The following is a 17,638-nucleotide window of genomic DNA, read 5'->3' as shown; positions in this document are numbered from 1 at the left end:
GTCGCGCTTACGACGCCGCGACGGGCTTGACGGCGGCCGGATCCGAGTAGCTCGGCCGGCCGTTCTCGACGTGGCCCGCGAAGCGGCGCGAGAACGTGCCGTTCGCGCCGTCGCTGACCGTCACGTCATACCATTGGTGGCTCGACGCGAGCGCCCATTGCTCGACCTGCTCGCCGCCGCCGTGCAGCGTCACCTGCCGCGCCGGCGCGCCGTACGCGTTGTCGGTCAGCGTCAGCGCGACGTGGGCGCCACCGTGGTTGTGCAGCTTCAGGTACAGGTTCCCGTTCGCGACGTCGTAGCCGGCCTTCACCTCCGGCTGTGCCGGGTTGCGGTGATGCACGGCCGTGGCCGACACGTTGCCCGAGAACACGCGCACGAAGCCGTTCGGCCCGTACACCGAGAACGCATACACGCCGTTCGTCACCGTCAGGTCGAAGTCCGCATGCAGCACGCGGCGCGCGCCGACCGTATAGCGCCACGGGCCGTCGGTGCGGTTCGTCGCATACACGTGGAAGTGCGCGCCCTGGTTGCCGCGGTTCGCGAACTCGATGCGCAGCTTCGTCCCACCGTAAATGCTCGCGTTCACGTGCAGTTCGTACGGCAGGGCGCGCGCGGGCCGCACGCCGGGTTCCTGCGGATCGACCGGCGACGGCGTCGCGGGCACGGTCGGCGCGGGTTGCGACGTGCACTGCTGGTCCGCGATCGAGCGGTACTGGCTGGTATCCGGCAGCGGCGGGAACGACGCATCCGACGAGCGGAAGTCGAACGCGGCGGTGAGGTCGCCGCACACGGTGCGGCGCCACGGCGTGATGTTCGGTTCGTCGATGCCGAAGCGCTCGCCGATGAAGCGGATCACCGACGTGTGGTCGAACACCTGCGAGCACACGTAGCCGCCCTTGGTCCACGGCGACACGACCGTCATCGGCACGCGCGGCCCGAGGCCGTACGGCAGGCCGTCGGCCGTGTAGCTGCCGCCGCGGCCGGGGTTCACGACCGTATGCAGCTCGCCGTCGGTCGTCACGGTCGACGCGCCCTGCGTGGCCGACGTCGGCGGCTGCGGCGGCACGATGTGGTCGAAGAAGCCGTCGTTTTCGTCGTACATGATGAACAGCACGGTCTTGCGCCACACGTCCGGGTTCGACGTGAGCGCATCGAGAATCTGCGACGTGTAGTTCGCGCCGTACGCGGGCGTGTATTTCGGATGCTCGGAGAACGCGGCCGGCGGGCACAGCCACGACACCTGCGGCAGCCGGTCGTTGATCACGTCGTCCTTCAGGTTGTCGAGCGTGCGCACCGTCTGCGCGCGCTGGTACAGCGACGAACCGGGCTTCGCGTTGATGAAGTTCGCGAAGTTCTGCAGCACGTTGGTGCCGTAGTTGCCGTTGTACGGGTCGTTGCCCGTCGTGCCCTGCTGATAGATCTGCCACGACACGCCGTGCGCTTCGAGGCGCTCGGGAAAGGTCGTCCATGACAGCAACTGGTAGGCCGGCGGCCCGTCGCCGTCGACATAGTCGCTGTTGTCGAGCAGCGGGCCGCCGAACTTGCCGGTCGGGTCGACCGTGCCCGTCATCAGGTACGAGCGGTTCGGGTGCGTCGGCCCCGGCAGCGAGCAGAAGTAGTTGTCGCACACGGTGAACGCATCGGCGAGCGCGTAGTGGAACGGGATGTCCTCGCGCACGTGATAGCCCATCGTCATGTCGGTCTTGTTCGCGGGCCACTGGTCGTAGCGGCCGCCGTCGATCGCCGCGTGCGTCTTGTACCACGAGTGGTCGAGATCGCCCACGCACTGCGCGCTCGTCGTCAGCGTGTTCAGCCGGAACGGCAGCACCGGCTTGCCCGGATCGGCCTTCGACGGCTGGTACCAGACCGGCTTGCCGTTCGGCAGCGGGATCGGGAAGCGGTCGTTGTAGCCGCGTACGCCGCGCAGGTGTCCGAAGTAATGATCGAACGAGCGGTTTTCCTGCATGAACACGACGATGTGCTCGACGTCGCGGATCGTGCCGGTGCCACGCGCGGCGGGAATCGCGAGCGCGCGGCGGATCGATTCGGGAAAGGCGTTGAGCGCAACGGCGGCGCCCGCGGATTGTGCGACGGTATGCAGGAAACGGCGGCGGCTCGATGACGTCATGTTGTTCACCTCGGTTCTGCGGTCGGGGGGACGGAAGCGGCGGAATCAGCCCGGCGACGATGCGGCGGCGCTCGACGCGGCCGCGTTCGCCGCGGGCTTCGCGTCGTCGTCGTCATCGGGCGGGTAGTGCACGACGGGCGGCGCGAGCGGCGTCGCATCGGACGCTGCGGCATTCGCTGCGGCATCGTTGTTGAACGCGCTGGCAGAGCCGGACGATGCGCCGGCTTGCTGCGAGGCGTCGGTCGCGTGGGCGTCGTGCTGCCCGTCGTCGCTGCAGGCGGCGACGAAAACGGCGGCACAAAGAACGACGACGACGGAAACGCGACGCATGACTTCTCTCCTGGCAGGCTGATCGGGAAACGTTTTCGAGTATGCCGATGCGATGCGACGTTTCGGTGAATCGTTTGCGTCGGGCGCGTGATCGCGAAAGGCTTTCGCCAGGCTGACCATTGGCTTTCGCGTGTGGCGGGCCGGCAGGCGGCCGCCTGCCGATCGCGGCCGGTCAGCGCCGCGGCGTCCTGCGCCGCACCTCGCTGCGCAGCCAGTCGAGCCACGTGCGGATCGCCGCCTCGTGCGGATGGCCGGGGCGCCAGACGACGTAGTGCGCATACACGTCGGTGATGCGCACCGTCGACACGCGCACCAGCGTGCCGTCCGCGAGCTCGGGCTCGATCAGCGAGCGGCGCGCGAGCGCGACGCCGCGGCCTTGCAGCGTCGCGTCGATCAGCGCGTTCGTATCGGTGAAACGCGGCGCGCGCGCGGATTCGGTGAGGTCGAGCCGTGCGGCCTGGAGCCACGGTTCCCACGGCTGCGCGGGATGGCGCAGCAGCGTCGCGCGGACGAGCTCCGCCGGCGCGCGCGGGGCGACGCCGTCGCGATTGCGGTACGCGGGGCTCGCGACCGGGAAGAGGGTTTCGTTCATCAGCTTCTCGGCGATGACGCCCGGCCAGGTGCCGGGCCCGTAGCGCAGTGCGACGTCGATGCGATCGCGCTTGCGCAGCGGCGCGAGCGCCACGTCCGGGTGCAGCGCGATCGCGATGTGCGGATGCGCGGCCGTAAAGCGCGGCAGGCGCGGCGCGAGCCAGCGCTCGGCCACGCTCGGCAGCACGCTGACGTTCAGCGTCACGTCGCAGCGACGCGGGCGGCGGCGTACCGCGAGCGCCGGCTCGAACGCGCGTTCGAGCACGCTCAGGCCCTGGCGCACCTGCAGCGCGAGCGCGTGCGCGGCATGCGTCGGCGTCGCGCCGTTACGCTCGCGCGTGAAGAGCGGATGGCCGAGCTGCGCTTCGAGCGCGCGGATGTGCTGGCTGACCGCGCCTTGCGTGAGGGCGAGTTCGTCGACCGCGCGCGTGAAGCTTTGCAGCCGCACGGCGGTCTCGAACGCACGCAGCGTCTGCAGCGGAGGGAGGTGGATGCGTCGCATGCGGGTATTAGTAACACTAATGCCCGAGTACGACAATTCATCGTTTGCGGCGCACCGGTACACGTTCCTACACTCGGTTCCGTCTTCCACAGCCTCGTCGGGCCACGCCATCATGAACGCATATCGTCTCTATCTTTCGCCGGGCGCCTGCTCGCTTGCCGCCCACATCGCGCTGGAGGAAACCGGCGCGCCGTTCGACGTCGAGATCGTCTCGGTGCAGAAGCAGCAGAATCTCGACGCGCGCTATCTCGCGATCAACGCGAAGGCGCGCGTGCCCGTGCTCGCGATTCCGGGCGAGCCGCGCGCGCTGACCGAAACGCCGGCGATCCTCACGTATCTCGCGCGCCGCCATCCGGATGCGCAATTGCTGCCGCTCGCCGATCCGCTGCGCGAGGCGCGGTGCCACGAATGGCTCGCCTGGCTGGTCGGCTGGGTGCATGGCGTCGGCTACGGCACGCTGTGGCGGCCGGGCCGCTTCATCGACGATCCGGCGCTGCACGGTGCGATCAGCGCGCACGGGCGCAACACGATCGAAGCCGCGAACGCGACGATCGAAGCCGCGCTCGCCGATGGCCGCACGTGGGCCGAACCGGGCGCGCATTCGATCGTCGATCCGTTCCTGCTCGTGCTGTACCGCTGGGGCGCCGCGATCGGGCTCGACATGACGCAGCATGCGGCGTGGACAGCCCATGCGCAGCGCGAGGCCGAACGGCCGGCTGCGCGGCGTGCGCTGGCGCGCGAGGCAGCCTGACGGATGCGCGGGCGTCGTGGTGTGTGCCGCGACGCCCGCGTGAGAAGGGCAACGGCTATTTCGTGGCGAACAGCGGATAGGTCGCGCCGGCGACCAGCGCGGCTGCGAGCCACACCACGCTCCACGAGCTGACCGCGAGCAGCGGCGGAATCGCGAGTGGCGTCGCGAACAGCCCGAGGTAGACGATCGTGTTCACCATCCCGAGCGCAGTGCCCGCGTGGTTCGCGCCCGCGAGCGTCGCGAGCTCCGTGTACGCGACGCCGTGCCATGCCGACACGCAGATGCCGGCGAACACGAGAATCGCGACGATCGCGGCGAGCGGTACGTGCGCACTGCCGGCCGTCGCCGCGGCGAGCAGCGCGAACGACCCGGCCGCGACGAACACGGAGCCGCGCAGATACGCGCGCCGGTTGCCGTGCCGGTCGGTATGACGGCCGCTCCACACGCGCATCACCATCGCGCCGAGTTGCAGCACCACCATCGCCGCGCTGATGCCGGCGAGGCCGAGCCGGCCGAAGTCGTGCAGGAACACCGTCGCGAACGTGAGCACCGCGAACTGCGGCGCGCACAGCAGGCCAATGCCGAGCACGATGCGCCACACGGGGCCGCTCGCGAGCGGGTTGCGCGCCTGCGGGGCGGACGTCTGCCGCCCGGCCGGGCGATGCGTGGCGACGCGCGCCGCGGCCGGCTCGGCGGGCGGCTCGTGCAGCCAGCGCCAGGTCAGGGCGGCCGATCCCGCGCACAGCAGCATCAGCGCACCGAACACCGCGGCGAAACCGAGATGCGACGCGAGCGACGGCAGCAGCGCCGCGCCGACGCCGCCGCCAAGCGGCACGGCCGTCTGGCGGATGCTCATCGCGAGCCCGCGTTCGCGCTCGCCGAACCAGCGCATCACCGCGCGTCCGCTCGACCCGTTCACGCTGCCGCCGAGCAGGCCGACGCAGCACATGGCCGCGACGACGCGCATCAGCGGCGGCACTGCGTGCGCGGTCGGGACGATCGTGGCCACCATCAGCGCGAGCATCGCGGCCGTCGCGACCAGCCCGGTCAGCAGCACGCGCCGATCGCCGAAGCGGTCGGCGGCGATTCCCCACGGCAGCTCGGACAGCGCGACGCCGAAGCCGAGCGCGCCGAGCACGAGGCCGAGCGCGCCGTTGTCGAGGTGATAGGCCGTGCGCATCCACACGGCCGTGGTCGGGATGCCGGCCGCGGCCGCCGAAAAGCTCATGTTCGCGGCGACACCGGCCGCCAGCACGCGCCAGCGATGGGCCGGGCCGCGCACGTCGCGGGCAGGCGAGGAGGGGGAGGCGATGCACGAGGTATCCATGACGGCGGGCCCGGTTGGAAATTGACATCCACAGTCTGGCGGCCTACATTCATCCCGAAAATCGGAAAGTTTGTGATAAATCGTTCGATAAATCAGGATGGTTGAAATGCCCGGACAAGACATTCCGCGCGGCGGCGAGCCGCTTGCGGTGGCCGATGCCACGCTGGCGCGGCCCAACTTCGACGTGGCGGCGCTGCGTAGCCTGGTTGCGGGCGTGGATCTCGGCAGTTTTGCGAAGGCGGCCGACCGCGTCGCGCGTTCGTCGTCGGCGGTGAGCGCGCAGATCCGCAAGCTCGAGGAGCAGGCTGGCACGCCGCTGTTCGTGAAAGCCGGGCGCGGGCTCGCACTGACCGATGCCGGCGACGCGATGCTGCGCTATGCGCGGCGGATGATCGAACTGAACGACGAGGCGGCCGCGGCGGTGCGCGGCGTGAATCTCGACGGCTGGGTGCGGGTCGGGCTGCAGGAGGACTTCGGCGAAGCGATCCTGCCCGACGTGCTCGGGCGGTTCGCGCGTGCGCATCCGAAGGTGAGGATCGAGGCGCGCGTGGCGCGCAATGCCGATCTGCTCGAGCGGCTCGATGCGAACCAGCTCGATCTCGCGCTCGTGTGGGGCGATCCGGCGTCGGCGGCGCTCGTGTCGCGGGCGGGGATCGACAGCGAAGCGATCGCGCAGGTGCCGATGCAATGGATCGGTGCGGTGCGGGCGGGTGGTTTCGGGGTGCCGGACGAGGGCGGCGACGGCGCCGAAGGCGAAACGGGCGACACGGGCGCTACAGGTGCTACGGGCAGCCGTGCCGGGCGCACGCCGGGTGAGCCGCTGCCGCTCGTCGTGTTCGACCGGCCGTGCCGGTTCTTCGGCTCGGCGACCGATGCGCTCGATCGCGCGGGCGTGCCGTGGCGCATCGCGTTCACGACGCCGAGTCTTGCCGGGCTATGGGCGGCTGCGGCGGCCGGCCTCGGGCTGACGGTGCGCTCGCACTACGGGCTGCCGGCGTCGGTGCGGGTGCTCGACGCGGCGTCGTGCGGGCTGCCGGCACTGCCGAGCCTGCCGTTGATCCTGCTGCGGCGCACGTCGTCGGCGACGCCGACGGTCGACCGGCTGGCGCGGATCGTGACGCAGGCGGTGCGGGATGCGACGGAGGGCGCGGCGGCGTTGGCGGCCTGATGACACCTTCGGTTGCCGTCGCGGGCTGCGATCCATTCGTCCCTCTGCCGATCGGCTGAATGGGGCGCGCAGACTGATCCCGGCTGCCGACGAGCGTATCGTCAGCAGCGCGAGTATCTGGGCGGCCGCCATCAAGGCCGGTCTGGGGACGCTCGACATCGACGTGGGCAAGCTGATCCGGGCAACCGGCGCACGCGGGATTCGTGAGCTGCCGGTTCGCGCCGCGCATGGGGCTGCGGTGCGTGATTTGCCTCGTCACCCTCGCGACCCGTTCGATCGCTTGCTGGTCGCGCAGGCGCGCCACGAACCGCTTCAGCGCGTGACGGCCGACGCTCGTCCTGCTCGGTACGACCTGTCGCTGGTTCTGACAGTGCGAAATAATCCGTCGAGTCGGAATGCGTCTGTCGGCAGCACCCTGCGCGGCGTAGCGGCTTATGCTGCGGCGACGTCCGACTCGATGGCTTCGAGCGCCGTACAGATCGCTGCCAGCCGCGCCCGCAACCCTTCGCTCGCCGGCACGAACGGCAGCCGCAACCCGTCCTCGCACCACCCTTGCGCGGCGAGCACGGCCTTCACCGGTGCCGGGTTCGGCTCAGCGAACAGCGCCGCGACGAGCGGCTGCAGCGCGACCGACAGGCGCCGTGCATCGGCGAGCCGCCCGTCGCGCAGCAGCGCATGGATGCGCACATGCCATTCGGGCAGCACGTGTGCGCTGCTCGCGATCGCGCCGTGCGCGCCGGCGCACATCGCCGCGAAGTTCTGGTTGTCGTCGCCGGACAGGATCGCGAGCGGCGTGTCGTGCGCGAGCCGGCTCATCCGGTCGAGCGTGCCGCCGCATTCCTTGATGCCGGCGACGCGCGGGTCGCGCGCGAGCGCCTGCAGCGTGTCCAGTTCGACGTTCACGCCGGTGCGGTACGGGATGTTGTAGACGAGCACCGGCAGGTCGGCGGCGTCGACGATCGCCTCGACATGGCGGCGGATGCCGTCCTGCGTCGGCCGCACGTAGACGGGCGGCGTGACGAGCAGCCCATCGGGCCGCAGCGCCGCGAGTTCGCGTGCGCGCGCGGCCGCGAAGTGCGTCGCGCTCGCGGTCAGTCCGACGACGATCGGCCGCCCGGGCGCCGCGTCGCGCAGCGTCGCGAACACCGCGTCCTGCTCGCGCCCGTCGAGCAGGACGCCTTCACCGGTCGTCGCGCCCGCGACGAAGCCCGCGATGCCCGCGCCCGCATAGTGACGGGCGAGCCGCGCGAGCGCTGCATGGTCGACTTCGCCGTGGTGGAACGGCGTGATGATCGGCAGCCAGATACCTTCGAAACGTGTGTTCATGCAAAGCCTCATGGTGGAAACGGCGTGGTAAGGAACCGTTCCGCCGGCGGAGTGCCGGAGCGAGGCGTGCGTGCAAGGAGAAAGAAACGACCTGCGGGCATCCCGTCCGGCATTCGCCTGACGGGACGCGACGTCCCCGTCAGTCGAGGCGTCGTTTTTTCAGTTTCAGCCCGGCCGCGCGCGTACCTGCCGCAACGGCGGCGAGGATCGAAAGCGAGCGCAGGGTAGCGGACATGGATGAACCGTAAGTGGGCTGAGCGGCGATCTTAACACCGGATCGGCGGCGCGCGCGAGCGCCGGCCGCCGTTTAGCAGGATTCGAGATTTGCTTTCCACGACTGATTGGAAAGCGCGCCGCGCCCGGCCGCTAGAATGCCCGCTTACGTTTCGATGACAGCGCGTACGCGTGCCGTCACGCACATTCACCACCACTGGAAACGGGGCATATCACGATGGCAAGCATCAAGGGGATCGGCCGTTGGCTGCACACGGGCGCGGCGGCGGCGCTGGTCGTGGCGGCGACGGCTGCGCATGCGGACACGTCGATCCTGAACGTGTCGTACGACGTGACGCGCGAGCTGTACAAGGACATCAACACGAGCTTTGCCGCCGCTTACAAGCAGAAGACCGGCGAGACCGTCACGATCAAGCAGTCGCACGGCGCGTCGAGCGCGCAGGCGCTGTCGGTACTGCAGGGGCTGCAGGCCGACGTCGTGACGATGAACCAGCCGAACGACATCGACTTGCTCGCCGAGCGCGGTCAATTGCTGCCGAAGGACTGGCGCGCACGCTTTGCGGACAACAGCTCGCCGTACTCGACGACGATGGTGTTCCTCGTGCGCAAGGGCAATCCGAAGGCGATCAAGGACTGGAGCGATCTCGCGAAGCCGGGCGTACAGGTGATCATCGCGAACCCGAAGACGTCGGGTAACGGCCGCTACGCGTATCTCGCCGCGTGGGGCTTCCAGAAGCAGAAGGGCGCGACCGACCAGCAGGCGCTCGACTTCGAGAAGGCGATCTTCCGCAACGTGCCGGTGCTCGATTCGGGCGGCCGTGGCGCGACGACGACGTTCACGCAGCGCGGCATCGGCGACGTGCTGGTCACGTTCGAGAACGAAGTGGCGCTGATGGACACCGGCGCATCGGGCGCGCAGTTCGACGCCGTGTATCCGTCGGCGAGCATCCTCGCGGAGCCGCCCGTCGCCGTCGTCGACAAGGTCGTCGACAAGAAAGGCACGCGCAAGGTTGCCCAGGCGTATCTCGACTACCTGTACACGCCGGAAGCGCAGGAAATCATCGCGCAGCACCATCTGCGCCCGCGCGACGCGAACGTGCTGAAGAAGCATGCGGCCGAGTTCAAGGCGCTGAAGACGTTCAGCGTCGAGCAGGTTTTCGGCAGCTGGGCGAACGCGCAGAAGACCCATTTCGCCGACGGCGGCACGTTCGACCAGGTGATCGTCGACCGGAAGTGACCGCGGCGCGCATCGCGCGCGGGTCCGCGCGATGACGACGCAGCCGGCCGCACCCGCGGCCTTTTTTTTGCATTGCGCGGCGGAGTTCCGTTCCGCGCCGGCACGCATTCCCGGCCGCCGCGGCGCGTGCTACGCTCATCGCCTCCCTGCAACCGGCCCCGCGCGATGAACGTCGATTCGTCCTCCCCAGCCTCCCGCGGCCGTGGCCGCAAGATCTGGTCGGGCACCCGCCCGGTGATCGCGTACGGGATGCCGCCGCTCGGCTGGCGCGATTTCTACCACCGCGCGCTGACGGTGAGCTGGCCCGTGTTCTTCCTGTCGCTCGCGGTGCTGTTCCTGCTGCTCAACGGCGGGTTCGCGACGCTCTACGTGCTCGGCCGCACGCCGATCGCGAACCAGTCGCCGGCCGGCTTCGGCGGCGCGTTCTTCTTCAGCGTCGAGACGCTCGCGACCGTCGGCTATGGCGACATGCATCCGCAGACCGTTTATGCGCACCTCGTCGCGACGCTCGAGATCTTCGTCGGGATGTCGAGCATCGCGCTGGCCACGGGGCTCGTGTTCGCGCGCTTTTCGCGGCCGCAGGCGAAGATCCTGTTCGCGCGCAACGCGATCGTGCGGCCGCTGAACGGCCGGATGACGCTGATGGTGCGTGCCGCGAATGCGCGCCAGAACGTGATTGCGGAGGCGCAGGCGAAGTTGCGGCTGATGCGCATCGAAGGCACGCACGAGGGCTACTCGCTGCGCAAGATCCACGACCTGCCGCTCGTGCGCAGCGAGCACCCGATCTTCCTGCTCGGCTGGAACCTGATGCACGTGATCGACGAATCGAGCGCGCTGTTCGGCGAGACGCCCGAATCGCTCGCCGCGCGCGACGCGTCGTTGCTGATCACGATCGAGGGCTCGGACGAAACGACCGCGCAGGTCATGCAGGCGCGTCACTCATGGACGCATGGCGAGATCCGCTGGCGTCACCGCTATGTCGACCTGATGCACGACGAGGACGGCATCACGCACATCGACTACACGCATTTTCACGAAGTCGTGCCGATCGACGTCGACACCGACGAACGCAGTTCGCCGGGCGTGGCGGCCGAAGCGGGCGCGTCGGCGCAGGGGCCGGCCGCGCAGGCGTGACCGGGGGCGGCGGGCGCCCCCTCATGCGTCACGCATGCAGCAACCGCGCCGCTTCGCGCTGCTCGATCGCGACCGCGCGGCGGAATGCGTCGCGATCCTCCGCGCGCGCAACGTAGTCGCCGAGCACGCCTTCGTGCGGCAGCAGATGCGCGTCGAACGCGATCTTCAGCGTGCTGGCGAGCAGCAGGTCGGCCGCGGTGAAGCGGTCGCCGACGAGCCAGGGGGTGTGGGCGAGCGCTTGCGCGAGCGCGCGCTGCACGCGCGTGATGTTGCCCCAGCCGAACGCGACCGGATTGCCCGACGCGCCGGTGAATTTTTCGGCCATCGCCGGTTCGAGGCAGGCCGGCGTGAAGAACATCCATTGGAGGAAACGGCCGCGCAGCGGATCGTCGGGCGCGATGCCGAGCCCGGCGCCCGGGCAGCAGTCGGCGAGATAGAGCAGCACGGCGCCCGATTCGGCGAACGGCGCGCTGCCGTCGTCGAGCGCGGGCAGCTTGGCCATCGGGTTGACCTGCACGAATGCGTCGCTGCCCTGTTCGTGCGAGCGCAGGTCGATCGGCACGAGTTCGTACACCACGCCGATTTCCTCGAGCATCCACAACGCCCGGAATGCCCGGGTCTTCGGCCAGTAGTAGAGCTTCATCGCGCCTCCGCGTTTCGGTGCTGGTGTCGGTCCGGTCGATGCTCAAGCGTACCCGAGCGCAGCAGGTTCGGACAGGGGCGCCCGGCCAGGGGCGGTTCGGCTGAAAGAGACTGTTGGGGCGTCATCTGTCGCGCGTGAATCGGGCAGAAAATCGGGCAAAGCTCGATGGGATAAGGGGGGTTATCAATCACTAGTTATATGAAAACTAGTTATAAAAATCGGCAAAAATTCAGGCGAAAAGCAGCATCGCTACCAACGCGCACCGCCGATTCCGTAGCACCCGTACATGCGCGCCGCAGGCATTCGGCTGCAACCGCCGACGCATCGCGAAACACGGCAATCACTGGAGACAAGTCACGCATGGCAAACGACGATCGCACCACGATCATTCCGCGCAGAACGTCCGAATCGGCGGCCATGGTGGCCGAGGTCAAACGAGCGATGGCGATCACCGCGCGGCTCAACCGTCTGACGTTCGACGATGCGGCCGAGGTTCGTGCGCTGTTCGGCGAACTGATCGGCATGCAGGTCGACGACGGCTTCACGCTGATCCCGCCATTCCATGCCACAGGCGGCACCGGCATGAAGCTCGGGCGCAACGTGTTCGTCAACCAGAACTGCACGTTCTACGACCTGGGCGGGCTCGAGATCGGCGACGACGCGATGATCGGCCCGAACGTCAACCTGATCACGTCCGGTCATCCGGTCGAGCCTTCGCGGCGCCGTGACTGCGTCGTCGCGAAGCCGATCGTGATCGGGCGGAACGTGTGGATCGGCGCCGGCGCGACGATCATCGGCGGTGTGACGGTCGGCGAGAATTCGGTCGTCGCGGCTGCGGCGGTCGTCACGCGCGACGTTCCGCCGAATACGCTGGTCGGCGGCAATCCTGCGACGGTCATCCGGTCGATTGCCGAGTAACGTCGCTCGGGCGCGCGTGCGGGCGCGATGAGACATCGGCGGACCGATGTGGACAACTCGCTTCGCAGCGACTCGAAACGCTGTGCATTCGAAGGGTGAGGGTGCCGCCGGGGCCGGCCGGACAAGCCTTTCCGGTTGTCCCCGGCGGTGGTGCGCCGAGACGTCCGTCGACAGCCGGATGAAGATCCGGCCGCTCGCCGGGTTGTGGATATCCGCGCCCGGAAACGACTCGGCACGCTGTGGGTTTCACAGGTGAGGATGACCGGATGCTGCGCGAGACATGAATCGGGGTGTGGACAACTCGCCGCGAAACGACGCGAATTGCTGTGAAATTCATCGGTGAGTGTCGCGCCCGATCGCGCGGCGCGCCTGCTCCGGCGCGGGTTTCCGCCCTTTGCCGCGATTCGGGAGGGTCGCGCATTCTAGCTGAATGCGCGCATGCGTGACCAAGCCAGGCGCGCACCGCGACGCCGATATCCGGTTCCGGATCACGATCAAAGGGTCGTGCATTCTAACGGCGCAAGCGCGCGTGTGGTCCGCAAAGTGCGAATATCGCCGCGCATATCCGCGTTCTCGAGCGACTCGGCGCGCCATGCAATTCAATGGTGAGCGCGATTTCGGGATCGGCGTGCGGCCCGCCAGAATGCGGCCGGTCGGCTGCCGATGCCGCGCGAAGCGCTGTTCGGGTCGGGCTCGGCCGCGAGCTTGCAAACGGGGGGCGACGCACGCCGCCGTGTGGATATCCGGCCGCCGAAACGACTCGCCGCACTGTGTATTTCGAGGGTGAGCGTCGAGGCCCGATCGGGTGAAGAGCCGCGTCCGGTATGGATTGCCGGTCGTCGGAGCGCGGCGAAAGGCACATCTTCGATCGATCGGAGAACGTGCGCCCATGTGGATATCCGGACCCTCAAGCCACTCGAAGCGCTGTGGTTTTCGGCGGTGAGGGTGGTCGGATGGCTGAAAGGCAATGCAGTTCCGGGCGTGGACAACCGCCGCCGCAGCCAGTCGAATTCCTGTGCATATCAACGGTGAGGGTGAGACGGCGATCACGCAGCATGGGTGTTCCGGCGTGGATATTCGCCTGACAAACTCACTCTCGACCCTGTGTATTCGAACGGTGAATGTGCGCGGCGGATCGACGAAATGCACCGGGTCCGATGTGGATATCCCGCGCCGAAACCCACTCGCCGCGCTGTGCATTCCGACGGTGAGCAGCGACACCCGGGCGAGCCGCATGCCGATTCCGGGTGTGGATATCCCGGCCCGGACGCCACTCGAAACGCTGTGCAATCGAACGGTGAGCGCGCGCCCGATCGGACGAAGCATTGTGGACATCCGGCGCCACCGACCAATCGGAACGCTGTGTATTGCAACGGTGAGGGTGACCGCCCGAGCCACGGAAACCCTTGTCGCACGGGGTTCGCGCGCCAGTCGCGGGGCTGACGGCGGGCCGTCGGGCATGCACCGCCCGTGACGCCGATCCACCCGGTCGTCCGAACGTCCCGCCAACCCCGCTCCCGCCACCGCGCGCGAAAACTCTCTCAAATCCCGGCAAAAACCTGCGCAGTCTTTCTCGCTACAGCCCCGGCCGAGCAAGATGAGAAAAAACATTCTCGGCTCCGCGCGAAAAAATAGAGCCATTCGCTGCCGCCGGTCACGCGCCGCCCGACGTCCCGCCGCGCAGCCCAGAACAGCACAATCCGGAGACTATCCCCCATGACCGCCCGCCTGCCCGTCGATGGCACGCCTGCCTTGTCCGACTACCGCCTGACCGACAACCTGACCGCGACGCGCGGCCGGATCTTCCTGACCGGCACGCAGGCGCTGATTCGCCTGCTGCTGATGCAGCGCACGGTCGACACCGAACAGGGGCTCAACACGGCCGGCTTCGTCAGCGGCTATCGCGGCTCGCCGCTCGGCATGGTCGACCAGCAGCTGTGGAAGGCGAAGAAACTGCTCGACACCAGCGGCGTACGCTTCCTGCCGGCGATCAACGAGGAACTCGGCGGCACGGCCGTGCTCGGCACGCAGCGGGTCGAGTCCGATCCCGAGCGCACGGTCGAGGGCGTGTATGCGATGTGGTACGGCAAGGGCCCGGGCGTCGATCGCGCCGGCGACGCGCTGAAGCACGGCAACGCGTATGGCTCGTCGCCGCACGGCGGCGTGCTGGTCGTCGCCGGTGACGACCATGGCTGCGTGTCGTCGTCGATGCCGCACCAGAGCGACTTCGCGATGATCGCGTGGCACATGCCGGTCGTGAACCCGGCGAACATCGCCGACATGCTCGAATTCGGCCTGTACGGTTGGGCGCTGTCGCGCTACTCGGGCGCGTGGGTCGGCTTCAAGGCGATCTCCGAAACGGTCGAGTCGGGCTCCACGGTCGACCTCGATGCGCTGCAGACGCGGTGGCCGGCGCCGGAAGGCTTCACGCCGCCGTCGGGCGGCCTGCACAACCGCTGGCCCGACCTGCCGAGCCTGACGATCGAGGCGCGTCTCGCCGCGAAGCTCGACGCGGTGCGTCATTTCGCGCGCACCAACAGCATCGACAAGTGGATCGCGCCGAGCACGCACGCGAACGTCGGCATCGTCACCTGCGGCAAGGCGCACCTCGACCTGATGGAGGCGCTGCGCCGTCTCGACCTGACGGTCGCCGATCTCGACGCGGCCGGTGTGCGGATCTACAAGGTCGGCCTGTCGTATCCGCTCGAAATGACGCGCATCGAGACGTTCGTCGACGGTCTCGCCGAAGTGCTGGTGATCGAGGAGAAGGGCCCGGTCATCGAGCAGCAGATCAAGGATCACCTGTACAACCGCACGGAAGGCGCGCGCCCGCGGGTGCTCGGCAAGCACGACGCCGCCGGCGCATGCCTGCTGTCCGAACTCGGCGAGCTGCGCCCGTCGCGCATCCTGCCGGTGTTCGCCGAATGGCTCGCGCGGCACAAGCCGGCGCTCGACCGTCGCGAACGCGTCGTCGATCTGGTCGCGCCGCAGATCCTGTCGAACGAAGCCGACGCGGTGAAGCGCACGCCGTACTTCTGCTCCGGCTGCCCGCACAACACGTCGACGAAGGTGCCGGAAGGCTCGATCGCGCAGGCCGGCATCGGCTGCCATTTCATGGCGTCGTGGATGGAGCGCGACACGACCGGGCTGATCCAGATGGGCGGCGAGGGTGTCGACTGGGCCGCGCACGCGATGTTCACGAACACGAAGCACGTGTTCCAGAACCTCGGCGACGGCACCTACTTCCATTCGGGCATCCTCGCGATCCGCCAGGCGGTCGCCGCGAAAGCGAACATCACGTACAAGATCCTCTACAACGATGCGGTCGCGATGACGGGCGGCCAGCCGGTCGACGGCAGCATCTCGGTGCCGCAGATCGCGCGGCAGGTCGAGGCGGAAGGCGTGTCGCGCTTCGTCGTCGTGTCCGACGAACCGGAGAAGTACGACGGCCATCACGGACAGTTCCCGGCGGGCACGACGTTCCATCACCGCAGCGAGCTCGACACGGTGCAGCGCGAGCTGCGCGAGACGCCCGGCGTCACCGTGCTGATCTACGACCAGACCTGCGCGGCCGAGAAGCGCCGCCGCCGCAAGAAAGGCGAATTCCCCGACCCGGACAAGCGCCTGTTCATCAACGACGCGGTATGCGAAGGCTGCGGCGACTGCGGCGTGCAGTCGAACTGCCTGTCGGTCGAGCCGCTCGAGACGCCGCTCGGCCGCAAGCGCCGCATCGACCAGTCGTCGTGCAACAAGGACTATTCGTGCGTGAACGGCTTCTGCCCGAGCTTCGTGACGGTCGAAGGCGCGGCGCTGAAGAAGGCTGCCGGCGCCGCGTTCGACGAAGCGGCGCTGGCCGCGCGCGTCGACGGGCTGCCGGTGCCCGCGACCCATCTCGACGCCGCGCCGTTCGACATGCTCGTGACGGGCGTCGGCGGCACGGGCGTCGTGACGGTCGGCGCGCTGATCAGCATGGCCGCTCACCTCGAAGGCAAGAGCGCGTCGGTGCTCGACTTCATGGGCTTCGCGCAGAAGGGCGGCTCGGTGCTGTCGTTCGTGCGGATCGCGTCGAGCGACCGGTGGCTGAACCAGGTGCGCATCGACACGCAGCAGGCCGACGTGCTGCTCGCGTGCGACATGGTCGTCGGAGCGAGTGCGGAGGCGCTGCAGACGGTGCGTCACGAGCGCACGCGGATCGTCGTCAACACGCACCGGATCCCGAACGCATCGTTCGTGCAGAATCCCGACGCGAACCTGCATGCGGACGCGCTGCTCGAGAAGATGCATCACGCGGCCGGCGACGGCTACCTGTCGAGCTGCGACGCGCAGGCGCTCGCCGCGAAGTTCCTCGGCGATTCGATCGGCGCGAACATCCTGATGCTCGGCTATGCGTGGCAGCTCGGCCTCGTGCCGGTGTCGCTCGCCGCGATGATGCGCGCGATCGAGCTGAACAATGTCGCGGTGCCGATGAACAAGCTCGCGTTCTCGATCGGCCGGATGGCGGCCGGCGACGCGGCGGGCCTCGACGCGTTGTGGAACGCGCGTCACACGGTGGCCGTGCAGGCCGCGCCGGAGACGCTTGCCGAGGTGATCGCCGATCGCGAAGCGCGTCTCGACGCGTATGGCGGCGTGCGTTACGTCGAGCGCTACCGTGCGCTCGTGAACGCCGCGCGCGCAAAAGGCGACGACGCGCTGACGCGCGCGGTCGCGACGACGTTCTACCGGCTGCTCGCGGTGAAGGACGAATACGAGGTTGCGCGGCTGTACGCGGACGATACCTTCCGCACGGCGCTCGAAGCGCAGTTCGAAGGCGTGCCGGGGCAGGCGTACCGCGTGAAGTTCAACCTCGCTCCGCCGACGGTCGCGAAGGCCGGCAGCGACGGCAGCACGCCGAAGAAGCGCGTGTTCGGCCAGTGGATGTGGCCGGTGTTCGGCGTGCTGGCGCGCGTGCGCAGCCTGCGCGGCACGTGGCTCGATCCGTTCGGCCGCACCGTCGAGCGCAAGATGGAGCGCGCGCTTGCCGACGACTACGAGACGACGCTTGCGCGTGCGTTCGCCGCGATGACGGCCGGCAATGCGGCGCAGGTCGTGCAACTGGCCGATCTGCACGCCCGCGTGCGCGGCTTCGGCCACGTGAAGGTGCGCAACCTGGCCGGCGTGAAGCGCACGGAGCGCGAGCTTGCGTTGCAGCTCGGCATCGACGCGGCGACGAGCGTGGCGGTGCAGCATGCGCTCGACGAGATGAAGGGCGCGGGGATGCTGAAGGGGATTCCGGTCGTCGTCGCGAAGTAGCGCGATCGCGGGCGGATGTGAAAAAGGCGACGCTGCTGCGTCGCCTTTTTTTATCCGGAC

Annotated in this window: 12 protein-coding genes; 6 read left to right on the top strand and 6 right to left on the bottom strand. The window is 68.7% G+C overall.

The genetic code is table 11. The features are described 5' to 3' along the window. Positions 1 to 7: 7 nt before the first annotated feature. From BLA15945_RS31680 to BLA15945_RS31670, 3 genes are all read right to left on the bottom strand, one after another. Entirely contained in the window at positions 8 to 2,128 is a 2,121-nt protein-coding gene (locus BLA15945_RS31680) for a phosphocholine-specific phospholipase C (protein WP_174994240.1), read from the bottom strand. A gap of 45 nt (positions 2,129 to 2,173) precedes the next feature. Continuing rightward, positions 2,174 to 2,458 carry a hypothetical protein gene (locus BLA15945_RS31675; protein WP_174994239.1) on the bottom strand — a complete coding sequence of 95 codons (285 nt, stop codon included), beginning with the start codon at positions 2,456 to 2,458 and terminating at the stop codon, positions 2,174 to 2,176. A 172-nt stretch (positions 2,459 to 2,630) separates the two neighbouring features. Beyond that, complete coding sequence (locus BLA15945_RS31670) at positions 2,631 to 3,551, bottom strand: LysR substrate-binding domain-containing protein (protein WP_174994238.1); 921 nt, start codon at positions 3,549 to 3,551, stop codon at positions 2,631 to 2,633. Between the two features lie 112 nt (positions 3,552 to 3,663). Between BLA15945_RS31670 and BLA15945_RS31665 the strand changes: the two genes are divergently transcribed. Then, complete coding sequence (locus BLA15945_RS31665; protein ID WP_174994237.1) at positions 3,664 to 4,302, top strand: glutathione S-transferase family protein; 639 nt, start codon at positions 3,664 to 3,666, stop codon at positions 4,300 to 4,302. 55 nt (positions 4,303 to 4,357) lie between these two features. Here BLA15945_RS31665 and BLA15945_RS31660 read toward each other — a convergent pair whose 3' ends face one another. After that, positions 4,358 to 5,629, bottom strand: a complete 1,272-nt coding sequence (locus BLA15945_RS31660) for an MFS transporter (RefSeq protein ID WP_174994236.1) — start codon at positions 5,627 to 5,629, stop codon at positions 4,358 to 4,360. Positions 5,630 to 5,735: 106 nt separating this feature from the next. Between BLA15945_RS31660 and BLA15945_RS31655 the strand changes: the two genes are divergently transcribed. Beyond that, on the top strand, positions 5,736 to 6,797 hold the full coding sequence (locus BLA15945_RS31655; RefSeq protein ID WP_059233036.1) for a LysR substrate-binding domain-containing protein: 1,062 nt from the start codon (positions 5,736 to 5,738) through the stop codon (positions 6,795 to 6,797). A gap of 432 nt (positions 6,798 to 7,229) precedes the next feature. Here BLA15945_RS31655 and dapA read toward each other — a convergent pair whose 3' ends face one another. After that, on the bottom strand, positions 7,230 to 8,123 hold the full coding sequence (gene dapA / locus BLA15945_RS31650) for a 4-hydroxy-tetrahydrodipicolinate synthase (protein ID WP_174994235.1): 894 nt from the start codon (positions 8,121 to 8,123) through the stop codon (positions 7,230 to 7,232). A 451-nt stretch (positions 8,124 to 8,574) separates the two neighbouring features. Here dapA and BLA15945_RS31645 point away from each other — a divergent pair, with 451 nt between their 5' ends. Continuing rightward, entirely contained in the window at positions 8,575 to 9,594 is a 1,020-nt protein-coding gene (locus tag BLA15945_RS31645) for a sulfate ABC transporter substrate-binding protein (RefSeq protein ID WP_174994234.1), read from the top strand. Positions 9,595 to 9,759: 165 nt separating this feature from the next. After that, entirely contained in the window at positions 9,760 to 10,728 is a 969-nt protein-coding gene (locus BLA15945_RS31640; RefSeq protein WP_174994233.1) for an ion channel, read from the top strand. 28 nt (positions 10,729 to 10,756) lie between these two features. Here BLA15945_RS31640 and BLA15945_RS31635 read toward each other — a convergent pair whose 3' ends face one another. Then, entirely contained in the window at positions 10,757 to 11,371 is a 615-nt protein-coding gene (locus BLA15945_RS31635; protein WP_059233040.1) for a glutathione S-transferase family protein, read from the bottom strand. 360 nt (positions 11,372 to 11,731) lie between these two features. Between BLA15945_RS31635 and BLA15945_RS31630 the strand changes: the two genes are divergently transcribed. Together BLA15945_RS31630 and BLA15945_RS31625 are read left to right on the top strand one after the other, a co-directional pair. After that, the gene (locus tag BLA15945_RS31630; protein WP_174994232.1) at positions 11,732 to 12,289 is read left to right on the top strand and encodes a DapH/DapD/GlmU-related protein; all 558 of its coding nucleotides are present in this window, start codon (positions 11,732 to 11,734) and stop codon (positions 12,287 to 12,289) included. A 1,716-nt stretch (positions 12,290 to 14,005) separates the two neighbouring features. Then, the gene (locus BLA15945_RS31625) at positions 14,006 to 17,578 is read left to right on the top strand and encodes an indolepyruvate ferredoxin oxidoreductase family protein (protein ID WP_174994231.1); all 3,573 of its coding nucleotides are present in this window, start codon (positions 14,006 to 14,008) and stop codon (positions 17,576 to 17,578) included. Positions 17,579 to 17,638: the final 60 nt, after the last annotated feature.

Source organism: Burkholderia arboris (genome assembly GCF_902499125.1).
Lineage (GTDB): Bacteria > Pseudomonadota > Gammaproteobacteria > Burkholderiales > Burkholderiaceae > Burkholderia > Burkholderia arboris.
Note: the sequence above shows the minus strand (reverse complement) of the source record. Positions and strands in the feature narration are given on the sequence as shown.

What these genes read in the sequence shown, in the direction of transcription:
- BLA15945_RS31680 (WP_174994240.1), bottom strand. Translation starts at nt 2,128, where the DNA reads ATGACGTCATCGAGCCGCCGCCGTTTCCTGCATACCGTCGCACAATCC.
- BLA15945_RS31675 (WP_174994239.1), bottom strand. Translation starts at nt 2,458, where the DNA reads ATGCGTCGCGTTTCCGTCGTCGTCGTTCTTTGTGCCGCCGTTTTCGTC.
- BLA15945_RS31670 (WP_174994238.1), bottom strand. Translation starts at nt 3,551, where the DNA reads ATGCGACGCATCCACCTCCCTCCGCTGCAGACGCTGCGTGCGTTCGAG.
- BLA15945_RS31665 (WP_174994237.1), top strand. Translation starts at nt 3,664, where the DNA reads ATGAACGCATATCGTCTCTATCTTTCGCCGGGCGCCTGCTCGCTTGCC.
- BLA15945_RS31660 (WP_174994236.1), bottom strand. Translation starts at nt 5,629, where the DNA reads ATGGATACCTCGTGCATCGCCTCCCCCTCCTCGCCTGCCCGCGACGTG.
- BLA15945_RS31655 (WP_059233036.1), top strand. Translation starts at nt 5,736, where the DNA reads ATGCCCGGACAAGACATTCCGCGCGGCGGCGAGCCGCTTGCGGTGGCC.
- dapA (WP_174994235.1), bottom strand. Translation starts at nt 8,123, where the DNA reads ATGAACACACGTTTCGAAGGTATCTGGCTGCCGATCATCACGCCGTTC.
- BLA15945_RS31645 (WP_174994234.1), top strand. Translation starts at nt 8,575, where the DNA reads ATGGCAAGCATCAAGGGGATCGGCCGTTGGCTGCACACGGGCGCGGCG.
- BLA15945_RS31640 (WP_174994233.1), top strand. Translation starts at nt 9,760, where the DNA reads ATGAACGTCGATTCGTCCTCCCCAGCCTCCCGCGGCCGTGGCCGCAAG.
- BLA15945_RS31635 (WP_059233040.1), bottom strand. Translation starts at nt 11,371, where the DNA reads ATGAAGCTCTACTACTGGCCGAAGACCCGGGCATTCCGGGCGTTGTGG.
- BLA15945_RS31630 (WP_174994232.1), top strand. Translation starts at nt 11,732, where the DNA reads ATGGCAAACGACGATCGCACCACGATCATTCCGCGCAGAACGTCCGAA.
- BLA15945_RS31625 (WP_174994231.1), top strand. Translation starts at nt 14,006, where the DNA reads ATGACCGCCCGCCTGCCCGTCGATGGCACGCCTGCCTTGTCCGACTAC.